At 69.1% G+C, this 21,701-nt stretch carries 19 protein-coding genes; 13 read left to right on the top strand and 6 right to left on the bottom strand.

Annotated elements, in window-relative coordinates:
• Positions 1-325: 325 nt before the first annotated feature.
• Genes trpS through HD557_RS21990 form a run of 4 tightly spaced genes read left to right on the top strand, consistent with a single transcriptional unit; the run spans position 326 to position 3,104 of the window.
• Positions 326-1,363: a tryptophan--tRNA ligase gene (gene trpS, locus HD557_RS22005; RefSeq protein WP_196875460.1), complete on the top strand. Its 1,038-nt coding sequence runs from the start codon at positions 326-328 to the stop codon at positions 1,361-1,363.
• A 12-nt stretch (positions 1,364-1,375) separates the two neighbouring features.
• A complete protein-coding gene (locus tag HD557_RS22000; RefSeq protein ID WP_008364033.1) occupies positions 1,376-1,900 on the top strand; it encodes a 2'-5' RNA ligase family protein in 525 nt (174 codons plus the stop codon).
• 43 nt (positions 1,901-1,943) lie between these two features.
• Positions 1,944-2,867: a YihY/virulence factor BrkB family protein gene (locus HD557_RS21995; protein ID WP_196875459.1), complete on the top strand. Its 924-nt coding sequence runs from the start codon at positions 1,944-1,946 to the stop codon at positions 2,865-2,867.
• A gap of 12 nt (positions 2,868-2,879) precedes the next feature.
• Positions 2,880-3,104, top strand: a complete 225-nt coding sequence (locus HD557_RS21990) for an SCO4848 family membrane protein (RefSeq protein ID WP_008364031.1) — start codon at positions 2,880-2,882, stop codon at positions 3,102-3,104.
• 5 nt (positions 3,105-3,109) lie between these two features.
• On the opposite strand, the gene HD557_RS21985 is transcribed toward HD557_RS21990, so the two are convergent.
• Positions 3,110-3,571, bottom strand: coding sequence for a MarR family winged helix-turn-helix transcriptional regulator (locus HD557_RS21985; RefSeq protein WP_196875458.1), 462 nt, complete (start codon positions 3,569-3,571; stop codon positions 3,110-3,112).
• Between the two features lie 48 nt (positions 3,572-3,619).
• Here HD557_RS21985 and HD557_RS21980 point away from each other — a divergent pair, with 48 nt between their 5' ends.
• Positions 3,620-4,036: an organic hydroperoxide resistance protein gene (locus HD557_RS21980; RefSeq protein WP_045549995.1), complete on the top strand. Its 417-nt coding sequence runs from the start codon at positions 3,620-3,622 to the stop codon at positions 4,034-4,036.
• A gap of 66 nt (positions 4,037-4,102) precedes the next feature.
• Here HD557_RS21980 and HD557_RS21975 read toward each other — a convergent pair whose 3' ends face one another.
• The 4 genes from HD557_RS21975 to HD557_RS21960 form a co-directional block, all read right to left on the bottom strand.
• Positions 4,103-4,843, bottom strand: coding sequence for a succinate dehydrogenase/fumarate reductase iron-sulfur subunit (locus HD557_RS21975; RefSeq protein ID WP_008364027.1), 741 nt, complete (start codon positions 4,841-4,843; stop codon positions 4,103-4,105).
• On the bottom strand, positions 4,840-6,894 hold the full coding sequence (locus tag HD557_RS21970) for a fumarate reductase/succinate dehydrogenase flavoprotein subunit (protein ID WP_008364025.1): 2,055 nt from the start codon (positions 6,892-6,894) through the stop codon (positions 4,840-4,842). The genes HD557_RS21975 and HD557_RS21970 overlap by 4 nt, the downstream gene beginning before the upstream one ends.
• Before the next feature lie 13 nt (positions 6,895-6,907).
• Positions 6,908-7,627, bottom strand: a complete 720-nt coding sequence (locus tag HD557_RS21965; RefSeq protein ID WP_307785681.1) for a succinate dehydrogenase cytochrome b subunit — start codon at positions 7,625-7,627, stop codon at positions 6,908-6,910.
• Positions 7,628-7,735: 108 nt separating this feature from the next.
• Positions 7,736-8,839 (bottom strand): glycosyltransferase, encoded by a 1,104-nt coding sequence (locus HD557_RS21960; RefSeq protein WP_196875456.1) that lies wholly within the window; start codon positions 8,837-8,839, stop codon positions 7,736-7,738.
• A gap of 146 nt (positions 8,840-8,985) precedes the next feature.
• Between HD557_RS21960 and HD557_RS21955 the strand changes: the two genes are divergently transcribed.
• The 6 genes from HD557_RS21955 (at position 8,986) to HD557_RS21930 (ending at position 17,217) form a co-directional block, all read left to right on the top strand.
• Positions 8,986-10,548 carry a sulfatase-like hydrolase/transferase gene (locus HD557_RS21955; protein ID WP_307785680.1) on the top strand — a complete coding sequence of 521 codons (1,563 nt, stop codon included), beginning with the start codon at positions 8,986-8,988 and terminating at the stop codon, positions 10,546-10,548.
• A gap of 231 nt (positions 10,549-10,779) precedes the next feature.
• Entirely contained in the window at positions 10,780-13,125 is a 2,346-nt protein-coding gene (locus HD557_RS21950) for a hypothetical protein (protein ID WP_307785679.1), read from the top strand.
• A 70-nt stretch (positions 13,126-13,195) separates the two neighbouring features.
• Positions 13,196-14,506 carry a HupE/UreJ family protein gene (locus HD557_RS21945; protein WP_196875454.1) on the top strand — a complete coding sequence of 437 codons (1,311 nt, stop codon included), beginning with the start codon at positions 13,196-13,198 and terminating at the stop codon, positions 14,504-14,506.
• 4 nt (positions 14,507-14,510) lie between these two features.
• The gene (locus HD557_RS21940; protein WP_196875453.1) at positions 14,511-15,242 is read left to right on the top strand and encodes a GntR family transcriptional regulator; all 732 of its coding nucleotides are present in this window, start codon (positions 14,511-14,513) and stop codon (positions 15,240-15,242) included.
• Between the two features lie 92 nt (positions 15,243-15,334).
• Complete coding sequence (locus HD557_RS21935; protein ID WP_196875452.1) at positions 15,335-16,879, top strand: sulfatase-like hydrolase/transferase; 1,545 nt, start codon at positions 15,335-15,337, stop codon at positions 16,877-16,879.
• Complete coding sequence (locus HD557_RS21930; protein ID WP_196875451.1) at positions 16,879-17,217, top strand: DUF1707 SHOCT-like domain-containing protein; 339 nt, start codon at positions 16,879-16,881, stop codon at positions 17,215-17,217. Before HD557_RS21935 ends, HD557_RS21930 begins: the two co-directional genes overlap by 1 nt.
• Here HD557_RS21930 and HD557_RS21925 read toward each other — a convergent pair.
• Complete coding sequence (locus HD557_RS21925) at positions 17,214-17,642, bottom strand: hypothetical protein (protein ID WP_196875450.1); 429 nt, start codon at positions 17,640-17,642, stop codon at positions 17,214-17,216. The genes HD557_RS21930 and HD557_RS21925 overlap by 4 nt on opposite strands.
• Before the next feature lie 89 nt (positions 17,643-17,731).
• Between HD557_RS21925 and HD557_RS21920 the strand changes: the two genes are divergently transcribed.
• Both HD557_RS21920 and scpA read left to right on the top strand, forming a co-directional pair.
• The gene (locus HD557_RS21920) at positions 17,732-19,522 is read left to right on the top strand and encodes a methylmalonyl-CoA mutase family protein (RefSeq protein ID WP_196875449.1); all 1,791 of its coding nucleotides are present in this window, start codon (positions 17,732-17,734) and stop codon (positions 19,520-19,522) included.
• Complete coding sequence (scpA, locus tag HD557_RS21915; RefSeq protein WP_196875448.1) at positions 19,519-21,687, top strand: methylmalonyl-CoA mutase; 2,169 nt, start codon at positions 19,519-19,521, stop codon at positions 21,685-21,687. The genes HD557_RS21920 and scpA overlap by 4 nt, the downstream gene beginning before the upstream one ends.
• Positions 21,688-21,701 lie beyond the last annotated feature (14 nt).

Genomic DNA, 21,701 nt, shown 5'->3' with positions numbered 1-21,701 from the left:
CGGGTCGACCAACCACGTTAACAGGAGCGTGTGTCATCCAGGGAACGGGGATTTGACGGAGCATCGAATCTGCCCTGAGTAGAGCCTCTCAGGAGGTCCACAAACTCGTAAGAAATTGGATGCACTTGTTCGATAACCCCGCCGAGGATCCGTCGTTGATGGGTCATGCGGATCCTGCTCGCGGCCTCAAAGACTGCGGGCGACCATGGTCCTCGACGTTGATCACGGGGGGCGTCGAGGCCCATGGCCGGCACGCAGATCAGTGCCGCGGGCAGGATCCTCTGTCATTTCGAGCCTTTCGGCGACCGGCTGACAGAATGCGCACATGACCGGCAGCACCGCTCCCACCACTCGGCCCAGGGTTCTCTCCGGCATCCAGCCGACCGCGGACTCCTACCACCTCGGCAACTATCTCGGCGCCGTTCGGCAGTGGGTGAGCCTGCAGGAGGAGCACGAGCCGTTCTTCTTCATCGCCGACCTGCACGCGATCACCGTCGAGCAGGACCCGAAGGTGCTCCGGGAGCGTACGCGGCGGGCCGCCGCCCAGCTGCTGGCCGCCGGTGTCGACCCGGAGCGGTCGGCGATCTTCGTCCAGTCCCACCTCCCCGAGCACGCCCAGCTCGGCTGGGTGATGCAGTGCATCACCTCCTTCGGTGAGGCCCGCCGGATGACCCAGTTCAAGGACAAGTCCGCCAAGGGTGGTGAGGGCGCGGCCTCCGTCGGCCTCTTCTCCTACCCGATGCTGATGGCCGCCGACATCCTGCTCTACCGCCCGGCGTACGTCCCGGTCGGCGAGGACCAGCGCCAGCACCTGGAGCTGACCCGCGACCTCGCGCAGCGATTCAACAGCCGCTACAAGAAGACGTTCCGTCTCCCCGAGCCCTACATCCTCAAGGAGGTCGCGAAGATCTATGACCTCCAGGACCCGTCGATCAAGATGTCCAAGTCGGCCTCGAGCCCGAGCGGTCTGATCGACATGCTCGACGACCCGAAGGTCTCGGCGAAGAAGATCCGCTCCGCGGTCACCGACTCCGAGATGGAGATCCGCTTCGACGAGGAGGCCAAGCCGGGCGTCTCCAACCTGCTGCGGATCTACTCCGCGCTGACCGGCTCCGACATCGACACCCTGGTCGGCAAGTACGCCGGCAAGGGCTACGGCGACCTGAAGAAGGATCTCGCCGAGGTCGTCGTCGACTACGTCACGCCGTTCCGGGAGAAGACCTTCGAGGTCCTCGAGGACCGGGAGTATCTCGACGGCATCCTTGCGCAGGGTGCGGAGAAGGCGGGTGCGGTCGCCCGCAAGACTCTGGCCGACGTCTACGAGCGGGTTGGCTTTGTGGCCCCCGCGGCGCCTCTCGGCTAGTAAGGTCGGCGCATGCGCACCATCGGTGTTGCCATCGCTATCCCGGAGCCGTGGGCAAGTCAGCTCCAGGACTACCGGACGTCTCTCGGGGACGCGACGGCGACCATGATCCCGACGCACATCACACTTGTGCCACCGACCGAGATCCACGACGATCTGCTGCCGGACGTCGAGAGCCATCTCGAGCAGGCTGCCTCGAGGGTGGCTCCGTTCGGCGTGCACCTACGCGGCACCGGCACCTTCCGGCCGGTCTCACCCGTGGTGTTCGTGGCTGTGGTCCAGGGCATCTCGGGATGTGAGCAGCTCGCCAACACGGTTCGGCAGGGTCCGCTCGACCAGAAGCTCACGTTTCCCTATCACCCGCATGTCACGATCGCCCACGACCTTCCCGACGCTAGCCTCGACAAGGCTTTCGGTGAGCTGGCCGACTTCGAGTGCGAGTGGTCGGTCGAGGAGTTCCACCTCTATGTCCACGACGACACGGACGGTTGGCGCCCGACCCGGGAGTTCGCACTGAGAGCAGCACTGACCGGTTAGGCGGGCTCGGGTCCGCCTACGAACGACGGATGGGGACCTCGGGATGCTCGACAAAGAGAAGATCAAGGCGAAGATCGCCGAGTTGCGTGCTCGCTTCCCGGCACTGGACCGGGTGGTGCGTACGCAGGAGCACTATGGCGAGGTGGGGGCGTCCCAGCAGGCCGGCGCGATCACCTACTTCGGCTTCCTGTCGACCTTCCCGATCCTCGCGCTGGCGTTCTTCGCGGTCGGCCAGATCGCCAAGGTCTACGGCGGTGCCGAGAGCGACCTCGTCGAGGCGATCGACCAGGTCCTGCCCGGCCTGGTCGGGGACAGCCCCGGTCAGCTGAAGATCGCCGACATCGAGCGAGCCGCCGGAGCGGTCGGGATCGTCGGTGCGTTCGGTCTGCTCTACGCCGGCCTGGGCTTCATCGACGGGCTGCGCAAGGCCCTCGAAGCCGTCTTCCTGGTGCCCGAGGAGGAGCAGCCGGGCTTCCTGATGGCCAAGGTCCGCGACCTGGCCGCACTGATCCTGCTCGGCCTGATCATGCTGGTGGCCGTAGCGTTCACCGGCCTCATCCGTACGTTCTCGGTCAACGTCCTGGACTGGATCGGCCTAGACGAGGGCTTCGGCTGGCTGATCGTGCTCCTCTCCCTGGTGCTCGGCCTGGCGGCCAACACCGTGCTCTTCTTCGCGATGTTCCACCTGGCGCCCCAGAAGGACACCCCGAAGCGACCCCTGTGGGCGGGCGCCGTGCTCGGCGCGATCGGCTTCGAGGTCCTCAAGCAGGCCTCGACCCTGCTGCTGAACGCCACCCAGGGACAGCCCGCGTTCCAGGCCTTCGGCATCGCCCTCATCCTGGTCGTCTGGATCCACTACACCTCGATGGTGATCCTGTACGCCGCCTCGTATGCGCACGTCGGGGCGACTCCGGCCGACTCGGACGATCCCGACCGGGCTGCCGGTTCAGACGCCACCAGCGGATGAGAGAGTCGGACCATGAAGCTCGAGAAGACTGACGGCGCGCTCATCCTGGTCATCGGGATCTGGACGATCGCGATCTGGACCAACTTCGGCCGCAACCTCGTCAAGACGGCCAAGGACCCGGAGCAGAGCCGGCCCAAGCCCTACTACATCGCCCACGCGGTGCTCGTGGTCGTCGACGTCCTTCTCGGCGGTCTGCTGATCAAGCTCGGCGTGCAGCGGCTGCTGACCAGGGGATAGGACGCTCAGGACGACTCGGCCGTGTCGAGGTGGTCGACCAGCTCGGTGAGCTGGTCGCGCAGCGCGAGCGCCTCGTCACGGGTGATCCCCATCGACGCGCCGAGCTGATGCGGCACACCGGAGACCTGCTCCTCCAGGGCGCGGCCCTCCTCGGTGAGGCTGACCAGCACCCGGCGCTCGTCGCCGGGGTCGCGGTCGCGGCTCACCAGCCCCGCGGTCTCGAGCCGCTTGAGCAGCGGCGTCAGGGTGCCGGAGTCGAGCCGCAGCCGCTGCCCGAGGGAGCTCACCGAGAGCGGCTCCTCGGCCTCCCACAGCACCAGCATCACCAGATACTGCGGATAGGTCAGGCCGGTCCCCTTGAGCAGTGTCACGTAGCGCTTCGTGACGGCTCGGGTCGCTGCGTACAGCGGGAAGCAGAGCTGTAGGTCGAGCGCGAGCTGCGGATAGGTACGTCCGGACACATTCACCAGTCTACTCCCTTGCGCTATTAAGTTGTGCACAATATAGTTGTGCACATGACACCTCTCTACACAGCCACCGCAGTCAGCACCGGGGACGCCCGCAACGGCCACGTCCAGTCCACCGACGGTCTCATCGACGCCGATGTCCGCGTCCCCAAGGAGATGGGTGGCGAGGGCGGTGCCACCAACCCCGAGCAGCTCTTCGCCGCCGGCTACGCAGCCTGCTTCCACTCGGCGCTCAAGCTGGTCGCCGGCAAGGCCAAGGTCGACATGACCGACTCCGAGGTCGTCGCCGACGTCAGCATCGGCAGCAACGGTGAGGGCGGCTTCGGCCTCGCCGTGCAGCTCGAGGTCACTATCCCCGGTGCCGACGCCGCGACCGCCCAGCAGCTCGCCGAGCAGGCCCACCAGGTCTGCCCCTACTCCAACGCCACCCGCGGCAACATCGAGGTCAAGCTCACCGTCGCCTGACCTCGGCACAGCAGAAGGGCCGCTCTCCGAGGAGAGCGGCCCTTCTGGCGTCTGGCGACCAGATGGTCAGCCGAGGATCAGCGACTTGCGCAGGTCCTTGTTGAGCTGGGAGATCACGTCGAGCGGGATCTCCTTGGGGCAGGCGGCGGCGCACTCACCGATGTTGGTGCAGCCACCGAAGCCCTCGGCGTCGTGCTGGCCGACCATGGACTGCACGCGGGAGTAGCGCTCCGGCTGACCCTGCGGCAGCTCACCGAGGTGGGTGATCTTGGCGCCGAGGAACAGCGACGCCGAGCCGTTGGGGCAGGCGGCGACGCAGGCGCCGCAGCCGATGCAGGTGGCCGTGTTGAACGCCCGCATGGCCTTGTCGCGCGGAGCCGGCACCGAGTTGGCCTCGGGGGCCGAGCCGGTGTTGGCCGAGATGTAGCCGCCGTTCTGGATGATCCGGTCGAACGCGGAGCGGTCGACGATCAGGTCCTTGACGATCGGGAACGACGCGGCGCGCCACGGCTCGATGGTGATGGTGTCACCGTCGTTGAACGAGCGCATGTGCAGCTGGCAGGTCGTGGTGACCTCCGGGCCGTGCGCCTGGCCGTTGATCATCAGCGAACACATGCCGCAGATGCCCTCGCGACAGTCCGAGTCGAACGCGACCGGCTCCTCGTCGTTGTGCAGGAGCTGCTCGTTGAGCAGGTCGAGCATCTCGAGGAAGGACATGTCCTGCGAGACGCCGTCCAGCTCGTACGTCTTGAGCGCACCCTTCTCGGACGCGTTGGCCTGCCGCCAGATCTTGAGGGTGAGCTTCACTTGTACGACCTCTGCTTCATCTCGATGGCGGTGTAGATCAGGTCCTCCTTGTGGAGGATCGGGGCGCCGTCCTCGCCACCGAACTCCCAGGCCGCGACGTAGGCGAACTCGTCGTCGTGACGCAGCGCCTCGCCGTCCTCGGTCTGCGACTCGGCGCGGAAGTGGCCGCCGCAGGACTCGCGCCGGTTGAGCGCGTCGATGCACATCAGCTCACCGAGCTCGATGAAGTCGGCGACACGGCCGGCCTTCTCGAGGTCCTGGTTGAGGGAGTCGGCCGAGCCGAGGACCTTGACGTTGGTCCAGAACTCCTTCTTGAGCTCACGGATCAGGCCGATGGCCTTCTTGAGGCCCTCCTCGGTCCGCTCCATGCCGCAGTACTCCCACATGATCAGGCCGAGCTCCTTGTGGATCGACTCGACCGAGCGGGTGCCGTTGATCGACATGAACTTGTCGATCCGCTCCTGGACCGACTGCTTCGCCTCGACGACCGCCGGGTGGTCCTCGGAGATGGGCTCGAACGGCCCGTCGGCGAGGTACTCGCGGATCGTGTTCGGGAGCACGAAGTAGCCGTCGGCCAGACCCTGCATCAGCGCCGAGGCACCGAGGCGGTTCGCGCCGTGGTCGGAGAAGTTGGCCTCACCGGTGCAGTACAGACCCTCGATGTTGGTCGAGAGCTCGTAGTCGACCCACAGACCGCCCATGACGTAGTGGACGGCGGGGTAGATGCGCATCGGCAGCTCGTAGGGGTTCTCACCCGTGATCCGCTCGTACATGTCGAGGAGGTTGTCGTACTTCTCCTCGATGGCGGCCTTGCCGAGGCGTTCGATCGCGGCACCCAGGTCGAGGTAGACGCCGCGGCGGAACTTCTTCACCGAGCCGTCGGGCTGGGTCTCCTCGACCTCCGGGCCGACACCGCGGCCCTCGTCGCACATGTACTTCGCCGCACGCGAGGCGATGTCGCGGGGGACCAGGTTTCCGAAGGACGGGTAGATCCGCTCCAGGAAGTAGTCGCGGTCCTCCTCGGGGATGTCGCGCGGGTCCTTGGCGCAGTCCTCGGCGTTCTTGGGCACCCAGATGCGGCCGTCGTTACGCAGCGACTCCGACATCAGGGTCAGCTTCGACTGGTGGGCGCCGGTCACCGGGATGCAGGTCGGGTGGATCTGCGTGTAGCAGGGGTTGGCCATGTAGGCGCCCTTGCGGTGCGCACGCCACGTGGCGGTGACGTTGGACCCCATCGCGTTGGTCGAGAGGTAGAAGACGTTGCCGTAGCCGCCGGTGGCGAGCACGACCACGTCGGCCAGGTGGGTCTCGATCTCGCCGGTGACCATGTCACGGGCGATGATGCCGCGGGCCTTGCCGTCGGCGACGATCAGCTCGAGCATCTCGTGACGCGTGAACTGCTCCACCGTGCCGGCCGCGACCTGGCGCTCCATGGCCTGGTAGGCGCCGATGAGGAGCTGCTGCCCCGTCTGGCCGCGGGCGTAGAACGTACGCGACACCTGCACGCCACCGAAGGAGCGGTTGTCGAGCAGACCGCCGTACTCGCGGGCGAACGGAACGCCCTGCGCCACGCACTGGTCGATGATGTTCACCGACTCCTCGGCGAGGCGGTAGACGTTGGACTCGCGGGCGCGGTAGTCGCCGCCCTTGACCGTGTCGTAGAAGAGCCGGTAGGCCGAGTCGCCGTCGCCCTTGTAGTTCTTGGCGGCGTTGATGCCGCCCTGGGCGGCGATCGAGTGGGCGCGACGCGGGGAGTCCTGGTAGCAGAACGACTTCACGTTGTAGCCGGCCTCGCCGAGCGTGGCGGCGGCGGCGCCGCCGGCCAGGCCGGTGCCGACGATGATGATCGACAGCTTGCGGCGGTTGGCCGGGTTGACCAGGCGGTTCTCGAACTTGCGGGTCGTCCAGCGCTCCTCGATCGGACCGGTCGGAGCCTTCGGGTCGACGAGCTTGTCGCCGAGCACGTAGTAGCCCGCGGCGTCGTCGGATTTCTGGACCGGTGCCTCGTTGGTCGGAGTGAGGCCCGGCAGGTAGTGGGTTCCAGCAGCCATGTGTCAGATGTCCTTACGAGATGACGCCGAAGACGGTGAACAGGGGGACCAGCGAGAAGCCGCCGGCGACCACGATCGCGACGACCCAGCCGGCGACGCGGGCCCTGGCACGCGACTCAGCGGTGTTGGTGAACCCGAGCGTCTGGATGGCGCTGAAGGTGCCGTGGTGCAGGTGGAACGCGAGCGCGAGCATCGCGAGCAGGTAGATGATCACCATCCACCACTGCTCCGGCTGGAAGGCGTTGATCAGCAGCCGGTAGGGGTTCTCGGTGACGTCAGGAGCCTGTCCGCCCGCACCCACGTTGATCTTCACGATGGTGAACTGGAGCAGGTGCCAGACGAGGAAGAGGAACAGCGCCATGCCGCCCCAGCGCATGGTGCGCGAGGAGAGCGACGAAGCCTTGTTCTTCTTCACCGCGTACTTCACCGGCCGCTGCGCGTGCGCACGCTTCGCGAGTGCGATCGCCGAGCCGACGTGCGCCACCAGCGAGGCCAGGAGCACCACCCGGATGATCCAGAGGAGGCCGCCGTACGGCAGCATCGGCTCCCCGAACGTACGCAGGTGCTCGGCGTACTCGTTGAAGGCAAGCTCGCCGCTGAACGCCTTGAGGTTGCCGTACATGTGCACGAGCACAAACAGGATGAAGACGATGCCGCTGGCCGCCATAAGGAGCTTCAGGGCGATCGTCGAGCGCGTCGACCGCGCGCCTTTGATCAGAGTCGTGGTTGCCACGGCACGCACGCTACTACCCCTCAGACCCGAACTTGTACGCAGGGAGTATGTGACATTGTCGTCTCTACCTGGGCGGGCGAGGTTACCGATGAGTATCGTTATCGCGAGTTAGGCAAGCCTAACAGCAGGTCCCGCATTCTCGGAGGCAGCGGCGTGAGATTGTGAGGTCCGGGCGTCGTTCAGTGTGACCAGACGGGTCAAGAGTTCGTCGACGGCATCGGTCCACGGCCGGGTCGCAGCCAGCTCGCGACCGCGGTCGCCGAGCAGGCGTCGACGGGGGTCGGAGACCACCGAGGCGACCGCGTCGGCGAGCTCGCGGCTGCGCGCCGGGTTGTAGAGCACACCGGTCTCCAGGTGCTGGACGATCTCGGCCGCGGCGCCGGCACGCGGGGCGACCACCGGGAGGGCGCTGGCCGCGGCCTCACGCAGGATGTGGCCGCATCCCTCCTCCTCGCCGGGGTGCACCAGCACGTCGAGAGAGGCCAGTGCGATGGCCAGGTCGCCGGTGCCCAGCGGCCCGGTCAGCTTCGCCTGCGGGACCCGCTGCTTGAGCCAGCCGCGCTGGGGTCCGTCGCCGATGATGACGAGGCGGATGCCGGGCACGGCGGTGAGCTCGGCGAGGCGGCGTACGCCATGGCTCTTGGCCAGGTTCCCGGCATAGCCGACCACGACCAGAGGGGTGGGACGGGACTTCGCCTTGGACCAGCGGCGGTGGAGCCAGTCGTCGCGCAGGCTGGGGGAGAAGGCGGCCGTGTCGACCCCCGGCTCCCACACCTCGGCGCGGACGTCGATCGCCGAGAGCACGCGACGGAGCCACTCGCTTGTGACGAAGATCTCATCCGCGTACGCAGCGATCGACGTGTCCCAGGTGAGCGCCGCCTTGGGGGAGAGCGGGGACTGCTGGACGACCAGCGTGGTCGCGTCGGCGGCCGTCGGCGAGGCCAGCGCCTTGCGGCCCAGACGCCCCGGGTCGAAGCTGATCACGACGTCCGGCTCGAAGGACTCCAGCGCGGTGCGTACCTGCCTGCCGGTCTTGGCGATCGGCGAGACCCGGACGACACGGCTGTTGCGGTAGACCGGGAGGCCGGGGCCCGGCGCGATGAAGCGCACCTCGTGGCCCGACTCGATCATGCGGTCGGCGATGGCCTTCACCGTGGTTGTGACACCATCGATGGTAGGAAAGAAGCTCTCGGTGACCAGCGCCATCTTCATGGGACCAGCGTCCTGCCCGGGGATGGCGAGTGCGCGACACGTGCGTTGATCTGGGATGAACCATCGGCATAGTGGCAGGCTGTCCGCGCGACCGGGCGGGCCCAGTCATGGCGACCAGTAGATGACCAGTGTGATGAGGACAATCAGTGGCGGTATCCAGGCGCGTCCGGGCGTTGTCGGCGGCACTCGCGGTGGCCGGAGTCGTGGGGATGTCGGGCTGTGGCCACGCGCCGACCCAGCAGCCGTCCGGTGACGGGGGCCAGCCCTCGACGCCGACACCGGGCTTCGAGATGCCGGTGGAGAAGCCCAACCTGCTGATGGTGACCGTCGACGACCTCGCCACCGTCGACATGGACTACCTGCCGAGCGTGCGCAAGCTCGTCGGTGAGAGCGGGGTGACCTTCACCGACGCGGTCGCGCCGACGCCGATCTGCGTGCCGGCCCGGGCCTCGCTGCTCTCGGGGCAGTACGCCCACAACCACGGCGCGCACACCATCCACGGTCCCGAGGGCGGCTACCCCTCCTTCGACGACTCCGAGACCGTCGCCACCTCGCTGCAGGACGCGGGCTACACCACGGTGTTCACCGGGAAGTACCTGAACGAGTACGGCGAGGACGGCACCGACCGTGACATCCCTCCCGGGTGGGACGAGTGGCGCGCGACCGTCGACCCGTCGACCTACAACTACCTGGGCGCGAAGTTCAACGTGAACGGGCGCCTGGTGAAGCCGAAGGGCTACTCGACCACCGTCATCACCCAGCAGGCGCAGGCGGCCCTGCAGGACGCGAGGAAGAAGTCCGGGGCCGAGGCGAAGCCGTGGTTCCAGTGGGTCAACTACGTCGCGCCGCACATCGGCGGCCCGACGGAGAAGGGCGACCCCAAGCAGCGCTTCCCCGGCACCAAGGGCGCGATCGGCGTACCGGTGCCGGACCAGCAGGACCGGGACGCGTACGCCGACAAGCCGATCCCGCAGCAGCCGAACCTCTTCCCGGAGGGACGCAAGCAGTTCCCCAAGGGGTCGCCGTCACGGAAGAACCCCTCGCAGGTCGAGAAGGACGCCTACGAGCTCTCCTACCAGCGGCGGATCGAGTCGGCGCGCAGCCTGGACCGCAACATCGCCTCCCTGCTCGGCGGGCTGAAGAAGAGCGGCGAGCTGGCGCGCACGCTGGTCGTCTTCACCTCCGACAACGGGTTCTCGAACGGCTACCACAACTTCAACGGCAAGCTCTGGTACTACGAGGAGTCGCTGCGCATCCCGGTCCTGATGAGCGGACCCGGCGTGCCGAAGGGGCGCAAGGTCGCGACCACGCTCACCAACCCCGACATCGCCACCACGCTGCTCGCGGCCGCCGGCGCCGACGACCCGCACGAGCCCGACGGCGTCGACATCCTGCCCTGGCTGCGGGCGCCCGACCAGACGCGCGTGGTCCCGATCGAGGCGTGGCCGACCTCCGACGGCACCTCCCGGCTCTGGTCCGGCGTACGTGTCGGGCGGTGGACGTACGTCGAGCTGACCACCGGTGGGGTCGAGCTCTACGACCGCACCACCGACCCCTACGAGATGAAGAACCTCGCCGACGACCCCGGCCATGCCGAGACGGTCTCGCAGCTGGCCGACCTGACCGAGAAGTATCGCGACTGCGCCGGCGACGACTGCCCCAAGGGGATGTACGCCGCCGACCGGCCGCTCGACCTCGAGGGCCTCTAGACGCTTCCCGGCTGATCCCGATGTGGCAACCACGCCGGATTGCCGCATCGCGTCACGGATATTTCATCTGTCTGCCGTGGTTTCGGGCTGCAGACGGACAATCACGCGCCACCTCGTTCGGATGGACTTGTCCAGACAAGTTCCCGGTGCCCGAGCACCGTGACCGAGACGAGGAGACCGATGATTCCCATCAGACGATCGTGGGGCGCGCGGCTTGCCGCAGGCGCCCTCGTGACTGTCGCGATCGCGGGTGGCGGCACTGTCGTCGCCCAGGAGCGCGCCGAGGCCGACGGCCCGGCCTTCGCGCTGCTCGACGAGCAGGTGCGGCTGCAGGACGCCCCCAGGCCCAAGGCCGCGGTCGGTGAGACCTTCCGCATCCCGGAGCCCGTCCCGGCCGAGGAGAGCAGCTCCTTCCGGACCGGCGACTACGTCGTCTCGGTGACCTCGCCCGACGGCGTCACGGCGGAGATCTCTCCGACGGGCTCCGCGAGCGACCCGGTCTACGAGTTCACCCCGCAGACCCCCGGCGACTACCGGATCAGCTACTCGGCCGTCGGTGAGAACGGCACCGTCGACTTCGAGGACTTCGAGGTCGTCGCCGGCAACGACGCCGAGGTCGAGAAGGCCCGTGCCGAGGCGGCGCGACGCACCGCCGACACCCACCAGCCGCAGGTGACCTTCGGCTCGATCGGCGACATCCACAACGAGTGGCGCGACCTGGACAAGGCCTTCGACCTCTACCACGCCCAGGACCTCGACGCGACGCTGTTCGTCGGCGACCTGACGAACAACGCCACCGCGGGCGAGTACGCCGGCCTGAAGGAGGTGCTCGACCGCCGCCTGGACGAGAACGGTGACGGCAAGGACGACATCTCCCTCGTCGCCGCGCTGGGCAACCACGACATCGGCTCGGGCATGACGGGCTACGACCTCTTCACCCAGTCGACGGGTGGCCAGCGGCCCAACGCCGACTACCTGATCAACGGCTACCACTTCATCACCGTCTCGCCGGGTGCCGGCGAGCTCGACGAGGAGACCGGCCGGCCGACCGAGCGCAGCACCGGCAACTACGCCTACGCCCGCGACTGGCTCCACACCCGCCTGGCCGCCGACACCGCCGAGCACCCGGACCGCCCGGTGTTCGTGCTCGTGCACCACCCCCTCAAGTGCACGCACTACGTCTCGAACGAGTGGTACGGTGCCGGCCTCTCCGAGGGCTGCGGCGACACCTTCAAGTCGGTCTTCGACAGCTTCCCCCAGGCCGTCGTCTGGGGCGGGCACATCCACACGCCCAACAACATCTCCACCTCGATCTGGCAGGACGGCGGCTTCACGACCGTGAACGCCCCGCCGCTGGCGTACTTCGAGATGGAGAGCGGCGTCGACAACGACACGACGCCGAACGACGCGGGCGACAACGCGCAGACCGCGGTCGTCGAGGTCGCCGGCAGCGTCGTCAAGGTCAAGAACTACGACCTGCAGGCCGGTCGGTGGATCGACCAGACCTGGACGTGGGACGTCGAGGAAGCGATCAAGAACCCGCAGCGCAACTTCCCCTACACCGACCGCCGTGCGGCCAGGACCGCCGGCCCGAAGTGGCCCGCGGGATCGGCGGTGACGGTCTCCGACATCAAGGAGGACAGCGCGCAGGTGTCGTTCCCGCAGGCGAAGCCGGCGGCCAACGATGTCCAGGACATCGTCCACCTCTACCGCTACCAGGTCGTCGACAAGGCGACCGGGGCGACCGTCGCCGACTTCAAGCAGTGGTCGGGCTTCTACATCCTTCCGCTGCCGGCCTCCCGCGGTCATGCCATCCGGAACCTGAAGGGCGACACCCGGTACGAGGTGCGCGTGACGCCCTACAACACCTGGGGCAAGGCGGGTGGGTCGATCTCGACGACCTTCAAGACCGCTCCGCCGCCGCCCCCGGTCGACCCGGCCGACTACCTCGTCTACCAGGACTTCGAGTCGGTGGCCGGCCAGCTCCAGTACGGCGTCGAGCACAACATGCCGGCGAACGCGAGCGTCCTCGGGTGGACCAAGACCACGCCGGCGGGATGGACGATCACCAACGCCCCCGACATGCCCACCGGCACCAAGGAGATGAACGGCTGGTCGCTGATGACCAAGGCGTTCTGGCAGAACGGTGACGACCAGGACCGCAGCGGCTTCACGCTGGGTCGCAACGTCGTGGCCGTCGCCGACCCCGACGAGTGGGACGACGTCAACGACCCGGAGAGCCGCGGCCGCTTCGACTCGACGCTCTCCACCCCCAGCGCGCCGATCCCGGCCGGGACCTCGCGCGTCTACCTCGCCTGGGACAACCACTACCGCGAGGAGGAGCCGCAGGAGGCCGAGGTCACCGTCGAGTTCGACACCGGCCAGAAGGTGCAGCTGGTCCACTGGACGCCGGCCAACACCCCCGACCTGAGCCAGGGCAACAAGACCGTGAACCTGCCGGTCGACGTGCCGGCCGGCGCGACCTCGATGAAGGTCAACTTCCGGCTCTTCAACGCCATGAACGACTGGTACTGGGCCATCGACCACGTTCGACTCGACACCGAGCCGATCGTCTGACCCGCCGGGAGGCCCGCCCGGCGGAGTGCCGGGCGGGCCTCCTTCCCCCACTTTCGGATCGAGGATCCTCATGACCGTTCCCACCGGCGTACGTCTCCTCGCCGCTGCTGCACTGGCGCTGCTCGCGCCCGTCCTGCTGACGCCCCCGGCCTCGGCCCACGGCTTCACCTCCACGGTCTACGCCGAGACGACCCAGCGCGCCGACGGTGTCGTGAGCACCGAGCTCGAGATGGAGTACGTCCTCCTGGTCAGGTCGGTGGCGAAGGCCGAGGGCGACCCCGGGCTGGAGAGCGAGGCCAAGGCTGCCTTCCAGACCTCCGGCGCCGACGTCGGCCTGATCGAGGAGCACCGGGACGCGGTGCTGGGCTACCTCGGCGACCGCTTCCGCATCGCCGTGGACGGCCAGGACTGTGCGCCGTCGATCGCCGACGAGCTCCGGACCACCGAGCGCGACGGCGTGCCGCACGTCGTGGTGACCCTCGACCATGCCTGCCCCGAGGTGACGGGCGACGCCGCGTACGAGATCTCCAGCGAGCTGTTCCCCGAGTCGGAGGGCTTCGTCGGGAGCACCGAGACGATCGTGGAGTACTCGCTGCCCGAGGCATCCGGCAACACGGTCCTCACCGCCGAGGACCCGAGCTTCTCCACGGACGAGTCGTCGCCGACGAGGCTGCTGGAGTTCTTCGTCCTCGGTGCCGAGCACCTGCTCTTCGGCATCGACCACATCCTGTTCCTCGTCGCGCTCATCGTCGGCTCACGCCGCCCGCGCGACATCCTGCTGGCCGCGACCGCGTTCACGGCGGCGCACTCGGTGACGTTCGTGCTGGCGAGCCTCGGTCTCGTGTCGGTCCCGGCCGCGATCGTCGAGCCCGTGATCGCGCTGTCGATCGCGGCGGTGGCCGCCTGGCACGTGTGGGGCTCGTGGCGCGGTGGGCGCCCCGGCCGCTCCGGCTCGCCGTCGCTCGGGGAGCCGGCCGGTGTCGGTCCTGCGCCGGTCGCCTCTTCCGGCGGCGTCCTCGCCGTGGCCGCGCCGGTGCGTACGGCCACCGAGACCGCGCCGGGGACGGCGGGATCGTGGATGTCGGGGGAGAGGGCTCGGCTCGCGGTGGTCTTCGGGTTCGGCCTGATCCACGGCCTGGGCTTCGCCGGTGCCCTCGGCATCGACGAGCCGTTCTCGTGGCGGCTGCTGGTCTCCCTCCTCGTCTTCAACCTCGGCATCGAGGCCGTGCAGCTCGTGATCATCGCGCTGGCCTTCCCGGTGCTGTTGGTCCTGCGGCGTCGGCAGCCGGTGATCGGCTGGTGGCTCGGCGTCGCCGCGGCCACGGGGGTCGCCGTCGTCGGGCTGTTCTGGTTCGTCCAACGTGTCCTCGGGACGGGGTGACCCGATGCGGGAGTCGAGGGCGTCGCGCCGCTACCACGCGGTCGCGGCGACGTTGGAGGGGCGGATCCGAGCGGGCGAGTACCCGCCGGGCAGGCCGCTCCCGGCGGTGTCCTGCCTGGCGCGGGAGTTCGGGGTCGCGCGCGGCACCGTGGAACGCGCGCTGGCCCGGCTGGAGACCGACAGCCGTCTCGTCTCCCACCACGGCCGGCACTGGCACCCCCATGTGGCCACGCGGCTGCAGAGCCTGGGGGTGCGCTCGTTCGCGCAGTGGGCGGTCGCGTCCGGGCTGAGCCCCGGCGGCCGGTTCGTCGATGTGGCGCGTGGCCGTGCCACCACCCTGGAGGCGCGCGAGCTCGGCGAGCGGCCGGGCAACCCGGTGCTGCGGGTGGTGCGGGTCCGCTCCCTCGACGGGGCGCCGGCCATGGTCGAGCACACCGTGTTCCCCGGCTGGCTCGCCCCGACCATCGAGGCGCTGCCGGTCGACGCGCCCTCGATCGTCGACGTGGTCGAGGCCGAGCTCGGCGTCCGTCTCGCGCACGCCGAGCACCGGATCGAGGCCTTCGCGACCTCGGCCATGGACGGCCGCCTGCTCGGGGTCTCCCGGGGGAGCCCGCTGCTGCGGGTCGTCCGCACCGCGCGGTTCGCCGACGGTCGCGCCTTCGAGCTCAGCGACGACCGCTACCTGCCCGGCATCGTGTCCCTCTCGCTGGTGACCAGCACGGTCCAGGCCGACTGAACGCGCGTCCGGCGGACGAGCGCGGATTCTTCTGGAGGCGCCGTCGCGTTAAAGTAGACTAAATAACTCATATTACTGGGGAGTGTTTGGTCATGTCGGTCGGCAATCTGTTCACCCGTCGCAGGCGCGCAGCCGTGGCGACGGCTGCGATGAGCGCCCTCGCCGTGACCGGGCTGGTGCACGAGCCGGCCGCGATGGCGGCGGCCCCGACGCGTACGCCTGCTCTGGAACGGCCGGTGAAGAAGCCGAACCTGCTGCTGGTCACCGTCGACGACCTCTCCTATCTCGACATGGACTACCTGCCGCAGGTGCGCAAGCTGGTCGAGCGGACCGGGGTCTCCTTCTCGGAGGGGATCGCGCCGACGCCGATCTGCGTGCCAGCGCGGGCCTCGCTGCTGACCGGGCAGTACGCCCACAACCACGGTGCGCGCACGATCGAGGGGCCCCACGGTGGATATGCGGCCTTCGACGACTCCTCGACGGTCGCCAGCTCGCTGCAGGACGCGGGCTACGCGACGATCCTGGCGGGGAAGTACCTCAACGGCTACGGCGAGGGTGAGACCCGAGGTGACGTACCGCCCGGCTGGGACCAGTGGCGCGCGACCGTCGACCCGTCGACCTACAACTTCCGCTCGCCGAAGTTCAACGTCAACGGCGAGATCATCAAGTCGAAGGGCTACTCCTCGACCGTCATCACCGAGCACGCGAAGGCCGGGATCGCGGCCGAGCGCGGGTCGGGGAAGCCCTGGTTCACCTGGGTCAACTACGTGGCGCCGCACCACGGCGGGCCCTCGGGGCCCGACGACCCGAAGAAGATCTACCCCGGCACCGACGCCGCCCTCTCGGTGACCGTGCCCGACCGGCAGGACCGCGGGTTCTACGACAACGTGCGGATCCCGGCGCGGCCCAACCTCTTCCCCGAGGACACCTCCGGCTACGCGAAGGGGTCGCCCGGTCGCGGGACGTTCAACCCGAGGAAGAAGGACGCGCTCCGGATCGCCTACCAGCGCCGGCTCGAGGCGACCCGAAGCCTGGACCGCAACATCGCCTCGTTGATCGGGTCGCTGAAGAAGAGCGGGGAGCTGAAGCGGACGCTGGTCGTCTTCACCTCCGACAACGGCTTCTCCAACGGCTACCACAACCTCAACGGCAAGCTGTGGCACTACGACGAGTCCCTGCGCATCCCGGTCCTGATGAGCGGTCCCGGGGTGCCGCGCGGCCGGACGGTGCGGACCCCGGTCACCAACCCGGACCTGGCCGCGACCCTGCTCGCGGCCGCCGACGCTCGGCCGCCCCGTGCGTCCGACGGGATCGACATCATGCCGTGGTTGCGCGCCCCCGAGCAGGTCCGCGCGATCCCCATCGCCGGCTGGCGGGTCGCCGACGGGAACCGGCAGCTGTGGTCCGGCATCCGCGTCGGCTCCTGGACCTACGCCCGCGTGCACACCGGCCAGGTCGAGGTCTACGACCGCTCCTCCGACCCCTACGAGCAGCACAACCTCGCCGCTGACCCCGCCTCCGCGGAGACCGTCAAGGCGCTTGCCCGGCTGGCCTCCCGCTACCAGGACTGCGCCGCCTCGACGTGCCCGAAGGATCTGTACGCCGCCGGCCAGGCCCTCGACCTCGAGGGCCTGTGATGAGGATCGGCGACCTGGAGCGTGAGGCCGCGCGGGCCCGGCTCGTCGAGGCGTACGCCGCGGGGCAGATCGACGCGCCCGAGCTGGAGTCGCGCGCCGAGGCGGTGTGGGGCGCTGCCCGGGCCGCCGAGCTCGCCGCGGTGGTCGACGACCTCGGCGAGCAGGACCCGGCGCCCTCCGCGGAGACGGACCGGCGCTTCGTACGGGACCTTCTGGTGTTCCTGATCTGCGGCGCGATCGCGGTCGTCGCCTGGCACGTCACCGGGCGAGGCTTCTTCTGGCCGGTGTGGGTGCTGGTCTACACCGGCCTGCCGCTGCTGCGCGGCTGGTGCGGCTAGGGCCGGGCGAGCGTGTTGGCCGGGACGTTGCCCGACTCGATCTCCCGCGCCAGCTCCCTGATGCGTACGCCGCTGGTGGTCCAGCTGCCGGTGCGCTCCTCGTGGATCGGGGTGAAGCCGCGGCGCACCTCGACGGTCCAGTGGCGGCCGAAGACGACCCGCCCTGTGATTGCGAAGGGGAGGATCGCAATCAAGAGCATGAGTTCGATGCCCGTGACTAGAAAGACGAAAACGATCCCAGCGAGCAACGGGATCAGGACGAACGCGGCGGTCAGTGCCAACAGGAAGCTGATCGGGTCGTCGCCGCCGTCGAAGCCGGAGAAGTCCGCGCTTCCCTCCGCCTCGAGCTTCCGCGACTTCCGCTGCCACGGGACCCAGCGTCGGGTGACGCGATAGACCGCTCCCTCGGGGGTGCATATCTTCACGGCGCTCAACGTAACGACGCGTCTCAGTTAGCGGTTGTAAACCTCACACTTTGTGGTCACCGCCACTTCAGCCGCCTAAGGTTCGATCCATGAACGACGCCGCTCGCGCCGACTCGTTGCGCCTTGCCCAGCCGGCGGATGCCCATTCCCAGGCAGAGTGGGAGGCGGCGACCGCTGCTGTCCTCCGCAAGAGTGGTCGGCTGAGCGCCGACGACGCCGACTCTCTGGTCTGGGACAAGCTGACCCGCACCTCCCTCGACGGTCTCCGGATCGCCCCGCTCGGGCTGCCGGACACGTCCTTCGCCGACGTGGCGCGTCCCACGCGCGCCGGCGCCTGGGACATCCGCTCGCTCGTCTCCGGCCTGTCCGGGGTGGACGCGAAGGCGGCCAACGAGGCGGCGCTGGTCGACCTCGACGGTGGGGTCTCCTCGCTGTGGGTGGCCGCCGACGAGACCACCGACCTGAACGTACTGCTCGACAAGGTCCTCCTCGACCTGGCGCCCGTCGTGCTCGACGCGCCGATCGGTGCGGTCAAGGTCGCCCAGAACCTGCTCGCGCTGATCGCCGAGCGCGGCACCGGGCTGCACGCCGCGACCAACCTGGGTGCCGACCCGATGGGTGCGCTGCTGCGCGACCTGCCGCTGGCGCCGGACGAGGCGTTCGCCGAGCTGGTCGACCTCGCGCGCCTGGCCCAGGGGATCGGGGTGCGCGCGATCGTGGTCGACGCCACCGCCGCCCACGACCTCGGTGCCTCCGACGTGCAGGAGCTCGGCTGGTCGATCGCGGTGGGCGTCGCCTACCTGCGCGCGCTGACGGAGGCCGGGTTCTCGCCGGCCGTGGCGGCGAGCCTCATCGAGTTCCGCTACGCCGCCACCGACGAGCAGTTCCCGACCATCGCCAAGCTGCGGGCGGCCCGGCAGCTCTGGGCACGCGTGCTCGAGCTCTCCGGGGCCGAGGGCGTGGAGATGCGCATCCATGCGGTGAGCTCGCGGCCGATGCTGTCGAAGTACGACCCCTACGTGAACATGCTGCGCGGCACCGTCGCGGCCTTCGCCGCCGGTGTCGGCGGGGCGGACGCGGTCACCGTGCTGCCCTTCGACTCCGCCAACGGCGTGCCGGACGGGTTCGGGCGCCGGATCGCCCGCAACGTGTCCCACCTGCTGATCGACGAGTCCCACGTCGCGGCCGTCGCCGACCCCGCCGGCGGCTCCTTCGCCGTCGAGCGGCTGACCGCCGACATGGCCGAGGCCGGCTGGGAGGCGTTCATCCAGCTCGAGGAGGAGTGGACCGGGGCCAACGCCGTCGGTGGCCACGACTTCTCGCCCTTCCGTGACCGGATCGCCGTGGTCTCCGCCGAGCGGGAGAAGGCGATCGCGCGCCGCAAGCGCCCGATCACCGGGCTCACCGAGTTCCCCAACCTCGCCGAGACGCTTCCCGAGCGACCGGTCGACCCGCTCAACGAGCGGGTGGTGCGCTACGGCGCCTCCTTCGAGGCCCTCCGCGACGCCCCCGCCACCGCCAAGGTCTTCCTCGCCACCCTCGGCACCGTCGCCCAGCACACCGCGCGGGCGACCTTCGCGACCAACCTCCTCGCCGCCGGTGGCATCGGCGTCGAGGTCGCGGGTGCGACCGCGGACGCCGATGAGCTGACCGGAAAGTACCGTGCGGCCGGCGCGCCGCCGGTCGTCTGCCTGGCCGGTTCGGACAAGGCGTACGCCGAGTGGGGCGCGGCCGCGATCGCGGCCCTCCGCGAGGCCGGCGCCACGCACGTCATCATCGCCGGGAAGCCCGACGCCGTCGACGCCGAGGTGGACGACGCCGCCTCGATGGGCGTCGACGCACTCGCCTTCCTGACCGCTACGAGGGAGAAGCTCGCATGACCATCCCCAGCTCCTTCAAGGGTCTTCCGCTGCAGGGCGAGACCCCGCCGTACGCCGCCGCCGCTCCCTCGGGCGAGGGCTGGCTGAGCCCCGAGGGCATCGAGATCCAGCCGGCGTACGGGCCTGCGGATCTCGAGGGTCTCGACGCGCTCGACACCTTCCCCGGCCTGAGCCCGTTCCTGCGCGGTCCCTACCCGACGATGTACACGACCCAGCCGTGGACGATCCGGCAGTACGCCGGGTTCTCGACCGCGGAGGAGTCCAACGCGTTCTATCGCCGCAACCTGGCTGCCGGCCAGAAGGGCCTGAGCGTCGCCTTCGACCTGGCCACCCACCGTGGCTACGACTCCGACCACCCGCGGGTGCGCGGCGATGTCGGCATGGCGGGCGTCGCGATCGACTCGATCTATGACACCAGGACGCTGTTCGACGGCATCCCGCTGGACCAGATGTCGGTCTCGATGACGATGAACGGTGCGGTGCTGCCGGTGCTGGCGCTCTACATCGTGGCGGCCGAGGAGCAGGGCGTTCCGCCCGAGAAGCTCGCCGGGACCATCCAGAACGACATCCTCAAGGAGTTCATGGTCCGCAACACCTACATCTACCCGCCGGCGGCGTCGATGCGGATCATCGGCGACATCTTCTCCTACACCGCCGCGAAGATGCCCCGGTTCAACTCGATCTCGATCTCCGGCTACCACATGCAGGAGGCCGGCGCGACGGCCGACCTCGAGCTCGCCTACACGCTGGCCGACGGCGTCGAGTACCTGCGGACCGGTCTGGCCGCCGGCCTCGATGTCGACGCGTTCGCGCCTCGCCTGAGCTTCTTCTGGGCGATCGGGATGAACTTCTTCATGGAGGTCGCCAAGATGCGCGCGGCCCGGGCGCTGTGGTCCCGGCTCGTGAGCCAGTTCGACCCGAAGAACCCCAAGTCGCTGTCCCTGCGCACCCACAGCCAGACCTCCGGCTGGTCGCTGACCGCGCAGGACGTCTTCAACAACGTCGGCCGCACCGCGATCGAGGCGATGGCCGCGACCCAGGGGCACACCCAGTCGCTGCACACCAACGCCCTCGACGAGGCGATCGCGCTGCCGACCGACTTCTCGGCCCGCATCGCCCGCAACACCCAGCTGCTCCTGCAGCAGGAGAGCGGCACCACCGAGATCATCGACCCGTGGGGCGGCTCCTACTACGTGGAGCGTTTGACGCATGACCTCGCCGAGCGCGCCTGGGCCCACATCCAGGAGGCCGAGGCGGCCGGCGGGATGGCCAAGGCGATCGAGCAGGGCATCCCGAAGATGCGCATCGAGGAGGCCGCGGCCCGCACCCAGGCGCGCCTCGACTCCGGCGCTCAGAAGCTGATCGGCGTCAACACCTTCCGGCTCCCCTCCGAGGACCCGCTCGACGTGCTCAAGGTCGACAACGACCAGGTCTACAAGCAGCAGGTCGCCAAGCTGGAGCGGCTGCGCGCGGAGCGCGACGACGAGGACGTACGCCGGGCCCTGGAGGCCATCACCAACGCTGCCGGGGCGGAGAAGTCCGCGGCGAACCTCGACGGCAACCTGCTCGCGCTGGCCGTCGACGCGGCCCGCGCCAAGGCCACCGTCGGGGAGATCTCCGACGCGATGGAGAAGGCATGGGGACGGCACCAGGCCGTGATCCGTACCATCTCCGGTGTGTACCGGGACGAGGCGACGACGTCGGGTGACTCGAAGGTCACCGAGGTGTTGAAGGCGACCAAGGAGTTCGAGGAGGCCGAGGGCCGCCGCCCCCGCATCCTCGTCGCGAAGATGGGCCAGGACGGCCACGACCGTGGCCAGAAGGTCGTGGTCTCGGCCTTCGCTGACCTCGGCTTCGACGTCGACGTAGGCCCGCTGTTCTCCACGCCCGAGGAGGTCGCGCAGCAGGCGGTCGACGCCGACGTACACATCGTCGGGGTCTCGTCGCTGGCCGCCGGTCACCTCACGCTGCTCCCCGCGCTCAAGGCGGCGCTGGAGGAGCAGGGACGCCCGGACATCATGATCGTCATCGGCGGCGTCATCCCGCCCGACGACGTGGCGACGCTCGAGCAGATGGGCGCGGCCGCGGTCTTCCTTCCGGGCACCGTCATCGCCGACTCCGCCCTCGACCTGCTCGGTCGTCTGCGGGAGCAGCTCGACCACTGAGGTCGGACCGACCC

This window comes from Nocardioides luteus (assembly GCF_015752315.1).
Lineage (GTDB): Bacteria > Actinomycetota > Actinomycetes > Propionibacteriales > Nocardioidaceae > Nocardioides.
The sequence above is the reverse complement of the archived record's forward strand: the minus strand, read 5'-3'. Positions and strand labels throughout refer to the sequence as shown.

Coding starts and splice junctions, on each gene's coding strand:
- trpS (WP_196875460.1), top strand. CDS start 326: ATGACCGGCAGCACCGCTCCCACCACTCGGCCCAGGGTTCTCTCCGGC.
- HD557_RS22000 (WP_008364033.1), top strand. CDS start 1,376: ATGCGCACCATCGGTGTTGCCATCGCTATCCCGGAGCCGTGGGCAAGT.
- HD557_RS21995 (WP_196875459.1), top strand. CDS start 1,944: ATGCTCGACAAAGAGAAGATCAAGGCGAAGATCGCCGAGTTGCGTGCT.
- HD557_RS21990 (WP_008364031.1), top strand. CDS start 2,880: ATGAAGCTCGAGAAGACTGACGGCGCGCTCATCCTGGTCATCGGGATC.
- HD557_RS21980 (WP_045549995.1), top strand. CDS start 3,620: ATGACACCTCTCTACACAGCCACCGCAGTCAGCACCGGGGACGCCCGC.
- HD557_RS21970 (WP_008364025.1), bottom strand. CDS start 6,894: ATGGCTGCTGGAACCCACTACCTGCCGGGCCTCACTCCGACCAACGAG.
- HD557_RS21960 (WP_196875456.1), bottom strand. CDS start 8,839: ATGAAGATGGCGCTGGTCACCGAGAGCTTCTTTCCTACCATCGATGGT.
- HD557_RS21945 (WP_196875454.1), top strand. CDS start 13,196: ATGACCGTTCCCACCGGCGTACGTCTCCTCGCCGCTGCTGCACTGGCG.
- HD557_RS21940 (WP_196875453.1), top strand. CDS start 14,511: ATGCGGGAGTCGAGGGCGTCGCGCCGCTACCACGCGGTCGCGGCGACG.
- HD557_RS21935 (WP_196875452.1), top strand. CDS start 15,335: ATGTCGGTCGGCAATCTGTTCACCCGTCGCAGGCGCGCAGCCGTGGCG.
- HD557_RS21930 (WP_196875451.1), top strand. CDS start 16,879: ATGAGGATCGGCGACCTGGAGCGTGAGGCCGCGCGGGCCCGGCTCGTC.
- HD557_RS21920 (WP_196875449.1), top strand. CDS start 17,732: ATGAACGACGCCGCTCGCGCCGACTCGTTGCGCCTTGCCCAGCCGGCG.
- scpA (WP_196875448.1), top strand. CDS start 19,519: ATGACCATCCCCAGCTCCTTCAAGGGTCTTCCGCTGCAGGGCGAGACC.